Origin of the sequence: Mesorhizobium sp. M0802 (genome assembly GCF_040320115.1) — a bacterium.
In the GTDB taxonomy this organism is placed as follows: domain Bacteria; phylum Pseudomonadota; class Alphaproteobacteria; order Rhizobiales; family Rhizobiaceae; genus Mesorhizobium.
Genome location: NZ_JAMYOY010000015.1, coordinates 54,898 through 70,415 on the forward strand (window position 1 = coordinate 54,898; position 15,518 = coordinate 70,415).

Sequence of the window (15,518 nt, forward strand, 5' to 3'; positions counted from 1 at the left end):
GCTCACATGGCCGCGCTTTTGCGATCGGTCAAGGGCAAGCGGCCAAAATGCGGAGGCGTGTGCCGCAATACACTCTTAGAGTGTATGGAGAAGATCACAAAATTTTTGTCTGGGAGGGTTCGTGTTTCGAGCCACCGGGAAAGGCGCCGCGACCAGTTCGTGCTGCCCGTAAATGCCGAACTGGTCGCCGGGTCGCTTGGAGCCGGCGGCCAGCCGAGTCCCGCCGATGGGGTGCGGGATAGAGGTTCGGACGATCAGTCGGCCTTGACGATGTGCCAGACTTCGCCGACGCCGTTGCCGGTGATGTCACCGGCCTTCTTGTCCTTGATGAAGGTGTAGACCGGCTTGCCGTCATAGGCCCACATCTTGGTGCCGTCGGTGCGTTCGACGATGGTCCATTCGTCGTCCGCCTTGGCGCCATCCTCGGCCTTCAGCGGCGGCCAGTTGGTGGCGCATTTGTCATAGCAGTTGGTCTTGCCCTTCTCGTCCTTGTCATAGGTATAGAGCGTCATGCCATTGGCATCGGTGTAGATCTTGGTGCCACCGACTTCGGCTTCCTTCCACGCTTCGGCGGCGAAGGATGCGGCGGTGCTGAGCAGAAGGGCGGCCAGGCCGACGGTGATCGTTTTCATGGAAATCTCCCTGGTGATCCGACGAAGCGCGCAGAAATCGCGGCTTCGCTCTGTGAACGTTCGGCGAGGGATATTTCTTCCCCGGCTTGGTCAACTTGGGATTGGCCGACAACAATTCGTCCGGCCGGATCGTATCTGTAGCCAAATTCCACACGATGGTGATTGGCGAACACGATTTTGCGTCGCTATATCGGCGCCAAGGAATCTGGAGTTCTGGAATGCCATTGGACATCGGCTATGTCAGCGCGGTCGGAGCGGGGGCGATCTCGTTCCTGTCGCCTTGCGTGCTGCCGCTGGTGCCGCCCTATCTCTGCTACATGGCCGGCGTGTCGGTCGACGACTTTCGCGGTGGCGGTGCCGGCGTCACGGCCAAGGCCGGCGCCCGCGGCGCGCTCATCTATTCCTCGCTCGCCTTCGTACTCGGTTTCTCCACCGTGTTCGTGGCGCTTGGCGCCGGCGCCTCGACCATCGGCCACTGGCTGCGCGTCTGGCAGGAGCCGCTGGCGATGGCGGCCGGGGTGCTGATCATCCTGATGGGGCTGAATTTCCTCGGCATCCTGCGCATACCACTTCTGTCGCGCGAGGCGCGCTTTCAGTCGCAGGGCAAGCCTGCCAGCATGGTCGCCGCCTATGTCATGGGGCTGGCCTTCGCCTTTGGCTGGACGCCGTGCATCGGCCCGGTGCTGGGGCCGATCCTGACCTTGGCCGGCGGCCGCGAGACGGTGGGCGAGGGCGCTCTTCTGCTTGCCGCCTATTCGCTTGGCCTCGGCATTCCGTTCCTGATTGCTGCCCTGTTCTCCGGCGCCTTCATGCGCTTCCTCGGCAGGTTCCGCGTCCATCTCGGCCGCGTCGAAAAAGTCATCGGCGCGCTGCTGGTCGTCGCCGGGGTGTTCTTTCTCACCGGCGGCGTGCAGACGGTGTCCTACTGGCTGCTGGAGAATTTTCCGGTGCTGGGCCGGCTGGGGTAGGTGCTGGGCTTGACCCTAGGAATATCCGCTTCTGTGCACTTCAAATCGCCGTCCGATCTTCTCCGGAATGACTACCTCCTGGCCATCCGAGTCGATCCACGCACCATTTACAACTAAGCATTCTCCCATTGGGGCGGACTATCCATGTCCGTCCCACCCTGGGATGTTAAGATCGTGTTTGGGTGCGGTAGAGACCAACTCGTATCGCCATATCCTTGCCGATGTTGCGTCGATGGAGTTGTCGATTGACCAATTTTTATGCGCAATCGGTAGCGATTCCTTCTTATAGGCATCAAGCAACTGCAATCTGAGAGCCGCGATCAACACGCAGTTTGCCGCCTGTCCAAGATCAGGATGAACTAGATACTGAGCTCGCAAACCCGTGGGGCTATTAAAGAAAATGTCAAAGGTCGTTGGCTTAACCCGCAAACAAAACCCAGCGCGATGACACCCGAATAATTCGGCTCGGTTCCCGGGCCTTACAGACGCATCTATCTTTCTTGAAGCGGCTTCTTTGCATATTCGCTCTACAATCTCGTCAAAAGCAGGCGAATTCTCCAACTCAAATCGCCGCCGTTTGTCGAAATCGGACCGAAAGGCCCAACTGACAGCTCGCGGGAACGAAATCTGGGTATTCATCCCCAAAGCACTTTCTGTCTCCTGCGGATGACCATACTTACCTGACGACCGCCAAGGGTCTTTGTTAGGTTTCTACCGAAATTCAGCCGCATTGGACCGCGATGCCTCCGGTGCTAAGACTGCAACGAATCTCGGTCCTCGGAAACTCCCAACATGCAAACCAGATCCTGCCTGTCCGTTATCCTCGCCGCCGGTGAAGGCACGCGCATGAAGAGCGCGACGCCGAAGGTGCTGCACCAGATCGCCGGACTGCCGATGGTCGCCCATGTGGTGAAAGCGGCCGAGGCCGCCGGCGCCCGCAGCCAGGCGCTGGTGATCGGCCATGGCGCCGATGATATGCGCAAGGCGGCGGCGAAATTCGCGCCCAAGGCCGAGACCTTCGTGCAGGAGAAGCGGCTCGGCACTGCGCATGCCGTGCGGGCTGCGCGCGATGCGATATCAAAGGGTTATGACGATATTCTCGTGATGTTCGGCGACACGCCGCTGATCGATGCTGAAGCCCTGGTGACCGCGCGGCAAAAGCTTGCCGATGGCGCGGCCGTCGTGGTGATCGGTTTCCGTCCGCCCAGCCCGGCCGGCTATGGCCGGCTGATCGAAAAAGGTGGCAAGCTCACCGCCATCCGCGAGGAGAAGGACTGCTCCGCCGAGGAAAAGAAGATCGGCTTCTGCAATGCCGGCATGATGGCGGTGGCCGGCGCTCATGCGCTCGAACTGCTCGACAAGGTCGGCAACAAGAACGCCAAGGGCGAGTACTATCTCACCGACATCGTCGAGATCGCCAGTGCGAAAGGGCTCGATGTCGTCGCCACCGAAACGAGCTTCGAGAGCGCGCTCGGCATCAACAACAGGGCCGAGCTGGCGCAGGCGGAAGGCATCTGGCAACAGCGTCGTCGGGACGAGGCGATGCTGTCGGGCGTAACGCTGATTGCGCCGGACACCGTGTATTTCTCGCACGATACCGAAATCGGCGCCGACACCATCGTCGAGCCCAATGTCTGGTTCGGCCCGGGCGTGAAAATCGCCGGCGGCGCCAAGATCCACGCCTTCAGCCACATCGAAGGCGCGACCGTCGCTGCCAATTGCGACGTCGGTCCGTTCGCACGGCTCAGGCCAGGCGCCGATCTCCGCGAGAAAGCCAAGGTCGGCAATTTCTGCGAGGTCAAGCAGGCGGTCATCGAGGAGGGCGCCAAGGTCAATCATCTGACTTATATCGGCGATGCCCGTGTGGGCGCGGGGGCCAATATCGGCGCCGGCACCATTACCTGCAACTATGACGGCTACTCGAAGTTTTTCACCGACATCGGCGAGGGCGCCTTCATCGGTTCGAACTCGTCGCTGGTGGCGCCGGTTACGATCGGCAAGGGCGGCTACATCGCCTCGGGTAGCGTCATAACCGAAAGCGTGCCGGACGATGCGCTGGCCTTCGGCCGCGCCCGCCAGAAGACCATTCCCGGCAAGGGCAAGGAATTGCGCGAGCGCTTCGCGTCTGCCGCAGCGGCGAAGAAAAAGGCCGGCACCGGCCATTAACCGCCGAAGCAATTGAACAACCGAGGAATTGCGGTAACCGGATTGCAAGAGCGGTGTGTCATGGTGCATCGGGTTGAGAAGCGTTCCGTTACAGCAGACGAAACGCAAAGTGACTTTCGCGGCGGGCCGGCAATCCCTAGATAGCGCTGGTTTTCCATCGGACTGGTTTTCCAGGTGAATCGGGGGCAGGCGCATGTGCGGTATCGTCGGAATTGTCGGCCAGAGCCAAGTCGCGCCGCTCATCGTCGATGCTTTGAAGCGGCTGGAATATCGCGGCTATGACTCGGCCGGTGTCGCCACGATCGAGCATGGCCGGCTTGGCCGCCGCCGCGCCGAAGGCAAGCTGATCAACCTCGAACGCCGGCTGAAGGACGAGCCGCTCGATGGCACGATCGGCATCGGCCACACGCGCTGGGCCACACATGGCGTGCCCAACGAGACCAACGCCCATCCGCATTTCTCCGACGGCGTCGCCATCGTTCACAACGGCATCATCGAGAATTTCGCCGAGTTGCGCGATGAGCTGATCCGCGACGGCTATTCCTTCTCGTCGCAGACCGATACCGAGGTCGTAGCGCATCTGGTGGCGCGGCAGCTTGCCAAAGGGCTGAAGCCGATCGAGGCGGCGCACCAGGCGCTGAAGCGGCTGGAAGGCGCCTTTGCTCTGGCCATCATGTTCACCGGCGACGAGGATCTCATCGTCGGCGCCCGCAATGGCCCGCCGCTGGCCGTCGGCCATGGCGATGGCGAGATGTTTCTGGGCTCCGACGCCATCGCGCTGGCGCCGTTCACCAATTCCATCACCTATCTCGAAGACGGCGACTGGGCGGTGGTGCGCCGCGATGGCGTCACCATCTTCGACATCGACGGCAAAGAGGTTGCCCGCAAGCGCCAGCAATCACTGTCGACCAGCTTCATGGTCGACAAGGGCAACCGCCGCCATTTCATGGAAAAGGAAATCCATGAACAGCCCGAAGTGATCTCGCATACGCTGGCGCACTATGTCGATTTCGTCTCTGGCGTGTCGAAGCCGCTGGAACTGCCGTTCGACTTCGCTAAGATCGGCCGGCTGGCGATCTCGGCCTGCGGCACCGCCTATCTCGCGGGGTTGATCAGCAAATACTGGTTCGAGCGCTATGCGCGGCTGCCGGTCGACATCGATGTCGCCTCGGAATTCCGCTATCGCGAAATGCCGTTATCGGCTGATGATGCTGCCTTCTTCATCTCGCAGTCCGGCGAAACCGCCGACACGCTGGCCTCGCTGCGCTATTGCCGCAAGGCGGGCATGAAGATCGGCGCCATCGTCAATGTGCGCGAATCGACCATGGCGCGCGAATCCGACGTCGTGCTGCCGACGTTGGCCGGGCCGGAGATCGGCGTCGCCTCGACCAAGGCTTTCACCTGCCAGCTTTCGGTGCTGGCCTCGCTGGCGGTGCGTGCGGGTGTGGCCCGCGGCACGATCTCGAAGGACGAGGAAAAGACGCTGGTGCGCGCTCTTTCGGAGGCGCCTCGCTACGCCAACCAGGTGCTCAAGCTCGAGGAGCAGATCGAGCGCATCGCGCGCGAAATCTCGCGCTACAAGGACGTGCTCTATCTCGGCCGCGACACCAATTTCCCGCTCGCCATGGAAGGCGCGCTGAAACTCAAGGAAATCTCCTACATCCATGCCGAGGGTTATGCCGCGGGCGAACTGAAGCATGGCCCGATCGCACTGATCGACGAAAACATGCCGGTCATCGTCATCGCGCCGCATGACCGCATCTTCGAAAAGACTGTGTCGAACATGCAGGAGGTGGCGGCGCGCGGCGGCAAGATCATCCTGATCACCGACGCCAAGGGCGCGGCTCAGGTGAGCTTGAAGACGATGGAGACGATCATCCTGCCTGACGTGCCGGAAATCATCTCGCCGATCATCTATGCGCTGCCGATCCAGATGCTGGCCTACTACGCCGCCGTGTTCATGGGGACGGACGTCGACCAGCCGCGCAATCTGGCGAAATCGGTGACCGTGGAGTAGTCGGCGCTCATCGGGGGTCTAAAAAACTTCGCAGTTCCAAAGCGCCGTCCGCTTCACTAGTGTGGCGCTGCAACCCGCATCCCCGGTGAACCATGTCCGATGCTCCCAGAACTTCCGGCATGACCCGGCTGAGGAACTATTTCCTCACAGGCTTTATCGTCTGCGCGCCGCTGGCGATCACCGCCTATATCGCCTGGTCGTTCGTCGGCTGGGTCGATTCCTGGGTGAAGCCGTACATTCCGGCGCGCTACAGCCCCGACACCTATTTGCCGTTTCCGGTGCCCGGCTTCGGCCTGATCGTGGCGCTCGTGCTGATCACGCTGATCGGCTTCATGACCGCCAACATCGTCGGTCGCGCCATCGTCAATTTCGGCGAACGGCTGCTTGGCCGTATGCCGCTGGTGCGCGGCATCTACGGTTCGCTGAAGCAGATTTTCCAGACGGTGCTGTCGAACAAGGGCGATATGTTCCGCCAGGTCGGGCTGGTCGAATATCCGCGAAAAGGCGTCTGGTCGCTGGTCTTCGTCGCCAGCGAGAAGGAAACCGAGATCAACCAGAAGCTCGACCATGCAGGCGACCCGATGATCGCCGTGTTCATGCCGTGCACGCCGAACCCTACCACCGGTTTCCTGATGTACGTGCCGAAATCCGACATCGTGCTGCTCGACATGACGATCGAGGACGGCGCCAGGCTGATCGTCTCGGCCGGGCTGGTGGCGCCCGAAGTCAAGCCGAAAATGGTGACGATGAACGGCCAGCCGATCGACGGAGATCTCGCCAACCCGCCGCTTGGCGGGCTGATCGCCGAGGGCGCTCAGCCGGCGCGCAAGAGCCGTACGGCCTCGTCGCGGCCGAACAAATAGAGCAGCAGGCGCAGCGCCTCGCCGCGCTCAGACTGTAGTTCCGGGTCGCGCGACAGGATCAGCCTTGCATCGTCGCGGGCTGCTTCGAGCAAGTCGGCGTGCACCTCGATGCGCGCCACCTGGAAGCCCGGCGTGCCGGACTGGCGGGTGCCGAGCAATTCGCCTTCGCCGCGCAGCTTCAGATCCTCTTCGGCGATCAGGAAACCGTCCTCGGTCTCGCGCATCACCGACAGCCGGCGCTTTGCCGTCTCGCCGAGCGGGTCCTTGTAAAGCAGCACGCAGGAAGAAGGCTTGTCGCCGCGCCCGACGCGGCCGCGCAGCTGGTGCAGTTGCGCCAGGCCAAAACGCTCGGCATGCTCGATGACCATGATCGTGGCGTCCGGCACGTCGACGCCGACCTCGATAACGGTGGTGGCGATCAGGATGCGGGTTTCGCCGGCCTTGAAGGCGCGCATCGCCTCGTCCTTTTCGGCACCCTTCATGCGGCCGTGGACGAGGCCGATGCGATCGCCGAACAAGGGCTGCAGCGAGGCAAAACGGTCCTCGGCCGACATCAGCTTGATCTCTTCGGATTCCTCGACCAGCGGGCAGATCCAGTAGATCTTCTGGCCGTCGGCAACCGCGTCCAGCATGCGACCGACCAACTCGTCCAGCCGTTCCAGTGGCAGCGTGACGGTGCGGATCGGCTGGCGGCCGATCGGTTTTTCCGTCAGCTTGGAGACGTCCATGTCGCCGAAGGCGGTCAGCACCAGAGTGCGCGGGATCGGCGTCGCCGTCATCACCAGCATGTCGGGGGCGTCGCCCTTGGCGGTGATGGCAAGCCGCTGGTGGACGCCGAAGCGGTGTTGCTCGTCGACCACGGCAAAGACGAGGTCGTGATAGGTCACCGTTTCCTGGAACAGCGCATGGGTGCCGACGACGATGTCGATCTCGCCGCTGGCGAGACCTGATAGCGTTTCAGTGCGTTCGCGGCCCTTTTCGCGGCCGGTCAGGATAGCGACGCGCAGGCCGGCCTGTTCGGCCAAAGGCGTGATCGTCGCCAGATGCTGGCGCGCCAGGATCTCGGTCGGCGCCATCAATGCCGCCTGGCCACCGGCCTCGACTGCGCGCCCCATGGCCAGCAGCGCCACCACCGTCTTGCCGGAGCCGACATCGCCTTGCAGCAGGCGCAGCATGCGCTCGGGGTCGGCCAGATCGGCATTGATTTCGGCAAGCGCGAATTCCTGGCTGCCGGTCAATGAATAGGGCAGGGCTGCGCGCAGTTTCTCAACGATGCGACCGTCGCCGATGAGCGGCCGGCCCGACAGGCGGCGCACTTTTGCCCGCACCAATGCCAGCGAGACCTGGCCGGCGAGAAGCTCGTCATAGGCAAGGCGGCGCCATGCCACCCCCTCGATGGCGACATCGATCGGGTCCGCGGGATAGTGGATGCGGGCGAGCGCGTCGGCGAAGGCGGGGAAAGTCTGCTTGCGCATGAAGGCGCCGTCCTGCCATTCCGACAATTCCGGCAGCCGGCCGAGCGCCTGGCCGATGGCGCGGCGCAGCACCTTGCCCGACAGGCCGGCGGTCAGCGGATAGACCGGTTCGACCAGCGGCAGTGTTTCCGCCTCGCTCACCAGGGCGATATGGTCGGGATGGACCATGGTCGGGCGGCCGTTGAACCACTCCATGCGGCCGGAGACGACGACATGCTCGCCCACCGGCATCGCCTTTTCGAGATAGGCGGCATGGGCGTGGAAGAAGATCAGGCCGATCTCGCCGGTGTCGTCATGGGCATAGACGCGGTAAGGCACCGACCGGTTGCCGCGCGGCGGCGGCTGGTGGCGGTCGATGCGCACGTCAAGCGTGACGATGGCGCCGGCCGGCGCAAGCGCGATGCCGGGACGATTGCGGCGGTCTATGACGGTGTGCGGCAGAACGAACAACAGGTCGCCGGCGCGCGCCGGCCGTTCGCCGAGATCGGCCGCCACCACCTTCTCGATCAGAGCGCCAACCTTGGGGCCGACGCCGGCAAGCGAAGTGATCGGGACGAAGAGAGGGTCGAGGAGGGAGGGGCGCATGGCTTCACTCTCCCCCCTGTGGGGAGGGTCGATCCTCGAAGCGGAGCGGGATGGGGGTAGGTGCGCGGCTAACTTTCGAGGAAGTCGGTAGGTCAGCGCCGCACCCCCACCCCGTCTCACTCGCTTCGCTTTGCGAAGCGTGCTCGCCGACCCTCCCCACAAGGGGGAGGGTGAAGTGCGGGCGGTGTCCGGCACCAGCGTTGTCAGGAGTGTTCTTCACACCAGGGATGTTTAGCCGCCCACCCGTGCGTTGCAAGGCTGACACCGCCCTCTATCCACGCTATATGCGCCGCACCAAGCAAGGATGCGGCACGATGACCGGGACGAAACGATCAAGCGAGGGGCTGGATATCAGGCGCCGCAAGCTGTTGTTCCGCTCCTGGCATCGCGGGATGCGCGAGATGGACCTTATCCTCGGTACGTTTGCCGACAACGAGATCGGCGCCTTGACCGGCGATGAAATCGACCAATATGAAAGGCTCCTCGACATCCCCGACACCGAATTCCTGCCCATGGTCACCGGCGAACGCCCGGTTCCCAGGAATATCGACTGTGCCGTCCTGCAAAAGATCCTGGCATCGCGCCGGACCATGACATTTTAAACGTGCAACCATGAGCCTCATTCCCAAAATCGGTCTGCCGAAAGGCCGTGCCGGCCAGTTCATCGTCGACGGCGTTGCCGATGGCTACGAAGCCTTTGCGCTGGTGCAGGCGATCCATGAGATTGCGCCTGACAAACCGGTGCTGTTCGTGGCGCGCGACGGCCAGCGCCTGCCGTCGATCATCGAGGCGCTGACCTTTGCCGCCCCCGGCCTGCCGGTGCTGGAGTTGCCGGCCTGGGATTGCCTGCCCTATGACCGCGTTTCGCCAGGCTCCGATGCCGCCGCCAAGCGGCTCGACGCCCTGACGGCAATGATCGCGCTGGCAAAAAAGCCGCATCGCGCGGTCATCCTGACCACTGCCAATGCGCTGCTGCAGCGCATTCCGCCGGCCGATCTGGTCGAAGCGCAGACTTTCCACGCAAAGCCCGGCAACCAAATCGACATGAACGCGCTGGTGTCCCGGCTGGAGATTTCCGGCTTCGAGCGAGTGCCGACGGTGCGCGGTATCGGCGAATTCGCCGTGCGCGGCGGCATCCTCGACCTCTACGCACCCGGCTGGACGGAAGCACTGCGGCTCGATTTCTTCGGCGACACGCTGGAATCGATCCGCGTCTTCGACGCCGCCACGCAGCGCACCACCGGCCAGCGCAAGTCGATGGCGCTGCAGGCGATGAGTGAAGTGGCGCTGACCCCCGAAACCATCAGCCGCTTCCGCCGCTCCTATATCGAAGCCTTTGGCGCGCCGCAGCGCGACGACGGCCTTTATGCGGCGGTGAGCGAAGGGCGGCGCTTTGCCGGCATGGAGCACTGGCTGCCGCTGTTCTACGAGCGGCTGGAGACAGTGTTTGATTATCTGCCGGATGCGCCTGTCATCTTCGACCATCTGGCGCACGAAGCGCTGGCTGAGCGTCACACGCTAATCCTCGACCACTACGAAGCGCGCCGCAAACAGGCCGACGCCGCGTTGAAGGACGCCGTGCCCTACAAGCCGGTGGCGCCGGACCTGCTCTATCTCTCACCGGAAAACCTCGTGGCGTCGCTCGGACCGCGCGAAGCCATCGACTTCACCGCCTTCGACGCGCCCGATGTCGGGGCCAAGAAGGTCTTCCATGGCGGCTCGCGCCATGGCCGCAGCTTTGCCGAGGAACGGGCTGACCCAAACATCAACGTCTTCGATGTCGTCGTAAAACACATCGCTGACGAGCGCGCGGCGCGCCGCCGGGTCATCGTCGCCGGCTGGACCGAAGGCTCGCTCGACCGGTTGGGCCAGATCCTGGCCGAGCACCATCTCGGCAATCTCGTGCCGGTGGCGACGCTGGCCGAGGCGGAAAAGCTCGAGCCGGGGCAGGCGGTACTCGCCGTGCTGCCGCTGGAATCCGGCTTCGAGACCGAACAGCTGGTCGTCGTCGCCGAGCAGGACATTCTGGGCGACCGGCTGATCCGCCGCTCGAAGCGCAAGAAGCGCGCGTCGGATTTCATCGCCGAGGCCTCGTCGCTGTCGGCCGGCGACATCGTCGTCCACGCCGATCACGGCATTGGCCGCTTCATCGGCCTGCGCACCATCGAGGCGGTCGGCGCGCCGCATGACTGCCTGGAAATCCACTATGCCGGCGACGACCGGCTGTTCCTGCCGGTGGAAAACATCGAGCTTCTGTCGCGCTACGGCTCTGACACAGCCGAGGCGACGCTGGACAAGCTCGGCGGCGGCGCCTGGCAGTCGCGCAAGGCGCGGCTGAAGAAGCGCCTGCTCGACATGGCCGGACAGTTGATCCGCATTGCCGCCGAGCGCCAGATGCGTACCGCGCCGCCCATGGTGCCGGCGGAAGGGCTTTACGGCGAATTCTCGGCGCGCTTTCCCTATGAGGAGACCGACGACCAGCAGGGCGCGATCGATGCCGTCGTGGACGATCTCGGCGCCGGCAAGCCGATGGACCGGCTGATCTGCGGCGATGTCGGCTTCGGCAAGACCGAAGTGGCGTTGCGCGCCGCCTTCATCGCGGCGATGGAAGGGTTCCAGGTCGCGGTCGTGGTGCCGACGACGCTGTTGTCGCGCCAGCATTTCAAGACTTTTTCGCAGCGCTTCTCCGGCCTGCCGATCCGCGTCGGCCAGGCCTCGCGGCTGGTCGGCGCCAAGGAACTGGCGGAAACCAAGAAAGCCATCGCCGAGGGGCAGGTCGACATCGTCATCGGCACCCATGCACTGCTCGGGTCGGCGATCTCGTTCAAGAATCTCGGCCTGCTGATCATCGACGAGGAGCAGCATTTTGGCGTCAAGCACAAGGAACGGCTGAAGGACCTCAAGACCGACGTCCACGTGCTGACGCTGTCGGCGACGCCGATCCCGCGCACGCTGCAGCTTGCCTTGACCGGCGTGCGCGAACTGTCGCTGATCGCCACGCCGCCGGTCGACCGCATGGCGGTGCGCACCTTCATCTCGCCTTTCGACCCGCTGGTCATCCGCGAGACGCTGCTGCGCGAACGCTACCGCGGCGGCCATTCCTTCTATGTCGTTCCGCGCATCAGCGATCTCGCCGAAATCCATGATTTCCTGCGCGAATCCGTCCCCGAGCTGAAGGTGGCGGTGGCCCATGGCCAGATGCCGCCGGGCGAACTCGACGACATCATGAACGCCTTCTATGACGGCCAGTACGACGTGCTGTTGTCGACCACCATCGTCGAATCCGGGCTCGACATTCCGACCGCCAACACGCTGATCATCCATCGCGCCGATATGTTCGGCCTGTCGCAGCTCTACCAGCTGCGCGGCCGCGTCGGCCGTTCCAAGGTGCGGGCATATGCGTTGTTCACGCTGCCGGCCAATCGCAAGCTCACCGACACCGCCGAGCGCCGGCTGAAGGTGCTGCAATCGCTGGACACGCTTGGCGCCGGCTTCCAGCTCGCCAGCCACGACCTCGACATCAGGGGCGCCGGCAATCTACTCGGCGAAGAACAATCCGGACACATCAAGGAGGTCGGCTTTGAGCTCTACCAGCAGATGCTGGAGGAGGCGGTGGCCGAGGTGAAGGATTCCGGTGAGGTGCAGGATGGCGGCTGGTCGCCGCAGATCGCGGTGGGCACGGCGGTCATGATCCCGGAAAGCTATGTGCCGGACCTGCAGCTCAGGCTGGCGCTCTACCGCCGCCTTGGCGATCTCGAAAGCACCGAGGAGATCGATGCTTTCGGCGCCGAGCTGATCGACCGCTTCGGCCCGCTGCCGGAGGAAGTGAAGCATCTGCTCAAGATCGTCTTCATCAAGGCACTCTGCCGGAGGGCCAATGTCGAAAAGCTCGATGCCGGCCCCAAGGGCGTCGTCATCCACTTCCGCAAGCGCGAGTTTTCGAACCCGGTCGGGCTGGTCAAGTACATCGGCGAACAGGGCTCGCTGGCCAAGATCAGGGCCGACCACAGCGTGGTCTTCATCCGCGACTGGCCGACGGCGGAAAAGCGCCTGGCGGGCTCGGCTGTCGTCATGACGCAGTTGGCGCGGCTGGTGGAGAAGGCCGCATAGCCCGCCGGCTACCATTCGCCAGCGCTTGAATTCCGGTCTAGAATAGGAAATCGGCTTCGTGTATGGAGCCGCCATCCCCATATGGGGCGGGAATGGCGGGCAAAAGCCTGCTGGAAAGAGCGTTTGGGTGCAGCGATGACGAAATGGTCGCCGAATTCTTGGAGAGCAAAGCCGATCAAGCAGGTTCCTGCCTATCCGGACCTCGCCGCGCTGAAGAACACGGAAGCCCAGCTCGCCACCTTTCCGCCGCTGGTTTTTGCCGGTGAGGCGCGCAAGCTGAAGAAGCAGCTTGCGGCTGTCGCTGCCGGCGACGCATTCCTTCTGCAGGGCGGTGATTGCGCCGAGAGTTTCGCCGAACATGGCGCCGACAACATCCGCGACTTCTTCCGCGTCTTCCTGCAGATGTCGGTGGTGCTGACCTTTGCCGGCGCGCAGCCGGTGGTGAAGGTCGGCCGTGTCGCAGGCCAGTTCGCGAAGCCGCGCTCGTCTGACAATGAGACCAAGGGCGAGGTGACGCTGCCAAGCTACCGTGGCGACATCATCAACGGCATCGAGTTCGACCCGAAGTCGCGCATTCCCGACCCGGCCCGCCAGGAAATGGCCTACCGCCAGTCGGCGGCGACGCTTAACCTGCTGCGTGCCTTCGCCCAAGGCGGCTACGCCAGCCTGGAGAATGTGCATCGCTGGATGCTGGGCTTCGTCTCCGACAGCCCGCAAGGCGAGAAGTATGGCATGCTCGCCAACCGCATCACCGAGACGATGGACTTCATGAAGGCCGTCGGCATCACCTCCGAGACCAATTACGCGCTGCGCGAGACCGACTTCTACACCAGCCACGAAGCGCTGCTGCTTGGCTATGAAGAAGCACTGACCCGCGTCGATTCGACCTCGGGCGACTGGTACGCAACGTCGGGCCACATGATCTGGATCGGCGACCGTACCCGCCAGCCCGACCATGCGCATGTCGAATATTGCCGCGGCATCAAGAACCCGCTCGGCCTCAAATGCGGTCCGTCGCTGACAGCGGACGGCTTGCTGGAGCTCATCGACCTGCTCAATCCGGAGAACGAGCCGGGCCGGCTGACGCTGATCGCCCGCTTCGGCTCCGACAAGGTCGCCGACCATCTGCCGAAGCTGGTGCGCGCGGTGCAGAAGGAAGGTCGCAGCGTCGTGTGGTCGTCCGACCCGATGCACGGCAATACGATCGAGGCTGCCGGCTACAAGACGCGCCCGTTCGACCGCATCCTCAAGGAAGTGCAGACCTTCTTCGAGGTGCATCGCGCCGAAGGCACGCATCCCGGCGGCATCCATGTCGAAATGACCGGCAAGAATGTTACCGAATGCACCGGCGGCGCCCGCGCCATCACCGCCGAGGAATTGCAGGACCGCTACCACACCCATTGCGACCCGCGCCTCAACGCCGACCAGGCGATCGAATTGGCTTTCCTCGTCTCCGACCTGTTGAAGAAGAGCCATCCCGTGCAGCACAAGCAGGCGGCCAACGGCTGAACCCGTTTTCAGATTGAAGTGGAAAGCGCCGGAGAGATCCGGCGCTTTTTCGTTTTGATCAACGCCCGCGTTCCCAGCGCAATCCGTTGAGCCGGGGATCGTTGGCAAAGGCAGTTCTGGAAAACTCGATCCGCTTCTCCGGAAATTCTGAGATGGCCTGGACGCCGAACGAGCCGAGCCGGATGCGCCAGGTATGCGGCTCCAGCGGCTTGGCCTTGGCAAAACCGCGGCATGTCAGCAGCGCTACATTGGTGCCCTTCGGATCGCGCGCCGAGCGGTAGCGGATCGCCGCCAGCCCGACCTCGCGAGCGACATCGGCAATCGCCTGGCTGGCGGCATAGTCGGTCGGATGCCTCCAATGGGCCCGGTCGCGGTCGAGCGGCGGCCGCGTCAGGTCGATGGCCTTGTCGGTACGGATCGCGGCGGCGAAGGCGGTGTATTCGGCGGCGTCGTGCGGCCATGGCGTGTCGGGCGAATCGGCGAAGAACAGCAGGCGGTAGAAGGCCATTTCGGCGACCGCCGTCATGATCGTCTCCGCCGCATAGTAGACGCCAAGAGTGCGGCCGGCGCGGCGGAAGCGCGAGCCGTAGGGATAGATCGAGCCGTAGCGGAAGGGCGTCGCCAAGAGATAGTGGAGATGCCTGCATTCCATGGGGATCTGCGGCTTGGTCTCCTCGATCAGATCCTCGAGCAGCGCCTGTTCGTCCAGCGTGTCAACGATCTTCAGGGTCGAGACGCGGTGCTGCGCCTCGACCATGCGCCAGTATTTGCCGTCGAGCCGGACGGCTTCAGACGAGAGCGCGTCGGGAGTCCAGATAGGCAATGACATCGACAAGCCCGGTAATGGTGAGGATCTTTTCAAGCGGGCTGCCATCGAACGCGGTATTGGCGTTCTTCAGCCATGCCCGGGCTATCGTCTCGTCACCGCCGACAATGGCGTCGAGCGAACGGAACAGCCGCACGAACAGCACCGCGAGTTCGAACGGCTTGGTGCCGCGCTCCAGCAGGAATTCCTGCCTGCGCATGCGTGAAACCGTGGCTTCCGAGACGCCGATGATCGACGCAAGCACCCTGGCGGTTATATCCAAGAGTTCGGCGGCGCGCAGCGTGGCCTTGGTCAGAACCGCATTTTCGGCCGCCTTCGCGGTCAGATCAGGGGCGGCAGCATTGGGTTGTGTAACAGACATGGCCTC

11 protein-coding genes are annotated in these 15,518 nt (G+C 63.5%); 7 read left to right on the top strand and 4 right to left on the bottom strand.

Annotation, left to right across the window (positions count from 1 at the left end):
- Positions 1-254: 254 nt before the first annotated feature.
- The gene (locus tag NKI10_RS20590) at positions 255-632 is read right to left on the bottom strand and encodes a COG4315 family predicted lipoprotein (protein WP_352444072.1); all 378 of its coding nucleotides are present in this window, start codon (positions 630-632) and stop codon (positions 255-257) included.
- Between the two features lie 218 nt (positions 633-850).
- Here NKI10_RS20590 and NKI10_RS20595 point away from each other — a divergent pair, with 218 nt between their 5' ends.
- The 4 genes from NKI10_RS20595 (at position 851) to NKI10_RS20610 (ending at position 6,646) form a co-directional block, all read left to right on the top strand.
- Positions 851-1,600 carry a cytochrome c biogenesis CcdA family protein gene (locus tag NKI10_RS20595; RefSeq protein ID WP_352444071.1) on the top strand — a complete coding sequence of 250 codons (750 nt, stop codon included), beginning with the start codon at positions 851-853 and terminating at the stop codon, positions 1,598-1,600.
- Positions 1,601-2,392: 792 nt separating this feature from the next.
- Positions 2,393-3,766 carry a bifunctional UDP-N-acetylglucosamine diphosphorylase/glucosamine-1-phosphate N-acetyltransferase GlmU gene (gene glmU, locus NKI10_RS20600; protein WP_352444070.1) on the top strand — a complete coding sequence of 458 codons (1,374 nt, stop codon included), beginning with the start codon at positions 2,393-2,395 and terminating at the stop codon, positions 3,764-3,766.
- Positions 3,767-3,959: 193 nt separating this feature from the next.
- Positions 3,960-5,783 carry a glutamine--fructose-6-phosphate transaminase (isomerizing) gene (gene glmS, locus NKI10_RS20605; protein WP_352444069.1) on the top strand — a complete coding sequence of 608 codons (1,824 nt, stop codon included), beginning with the start codon at positions 3,960-3,962 and terminating at the stop codon, positions 5,781-5,783.
- Between the two features lie 92 nt (positions 5,784-5,875).
- Positions 5,876-6,646 (top strand): DUF502 domain-containing protein, encoded by a 771-nt coding sequence (locus tag NKI10_RS20610; protein WP_031193123.1) that lies wholly within the window; start codon positions 5,876-5,878, stop codon positions 6,644-6,646.
- Here the strand turns inward: NKI10_RS20610 and recG are convergent.
- Positions 6,598-8,706, bottom strand: coding sequence for an ATP-dependent DNA helicase RecG (gene recG, locus NKI10_RS20615; RefSeq protein WP_027050382.1), 2,109 nt, complete (start codon positions 8,704-8,706; stop codon positions 6,598-6,600). The genes NKI10_RS20610 and recG overlap by 49 nt on opposite strands.
- Before the next feature lie 314 nt (positions 8,707-9,020).
- On the opposite strand from recG, the gene NKI10_RS20620 reads away from it, so the two are divergent.
- The 3 genes from NKI10_RS20620 (at position 9,021) to NKI10_RS20630 (ending at position 14,325) form a co-directional block, all read left to right on the top strand.
- Complete coding sequence (locus NKI10_RS20620; protein WP_023681561.1) at positions 9,021-9,308, top strand: FAD assembly factor SdhE; 288 nt, start codon at positions 9,021-9,023, stop codon at positions 9,306-9,308.
- 10 nt (positions 9,309-9,318) lie between these two features.
- A complete protein-coding gene (mfd, locus tag NKI10_RS20625; protein ID WP_027050383.1) occupies positions 9,319-12,816 on the top strand; it encodes a transcription-repair coupling factor in 3,498 nt (1,165 codons plus the stop codon).
- Positions 12,817-12,951: 135 nt separating this feature from the next.
- The gene (locus NKI10_RS20630) at positions 12,952-14,325 is read left to right on the top strand and encodes a class II 3-deoxy-7-phosphoheptulonate synthase (RefSeq protein ID WP_352459085.1); all 1,374 of its coding nucleotides are present in this window, start codon (positions 12,952-12,954) and stop codon (positions 14,323-14,325) included.
- Between the two features lie 58 nt (positions 14,326-14,383).
- Here NKI10_RS20630 and NKI10_RS20635 read toward each other — a convergent pair whose 3' ends face one another.
- Positions 14,384-15,154, bottom strand: a complete 771-nt coding sequence (locus tag NKI10_RS20635) for an RES family NAD+ phosphorylase (RefSeq protein ID WP_352861714.1) — start codon at positions 15,152-15,154, stop codon at positions 14,384-14,386.
- A complete protein-coding gene (locus NKI10_RS20640; RefSeq protein ID WP_023681556.1) occupies positions 15,114-15,512 on the bottom strand; it encodes an MbcA/ParS/Xre antitoxin family protein in 399 nt (132 codons plus the stop codon). Before NKI10_RS20640 ends, NKI10_RS20635 begins: the two co-directional genes overlap by 41 nt.
- Between the last annotated feature and the right edge of the window lie 6 nt (positions 15,513-15,518).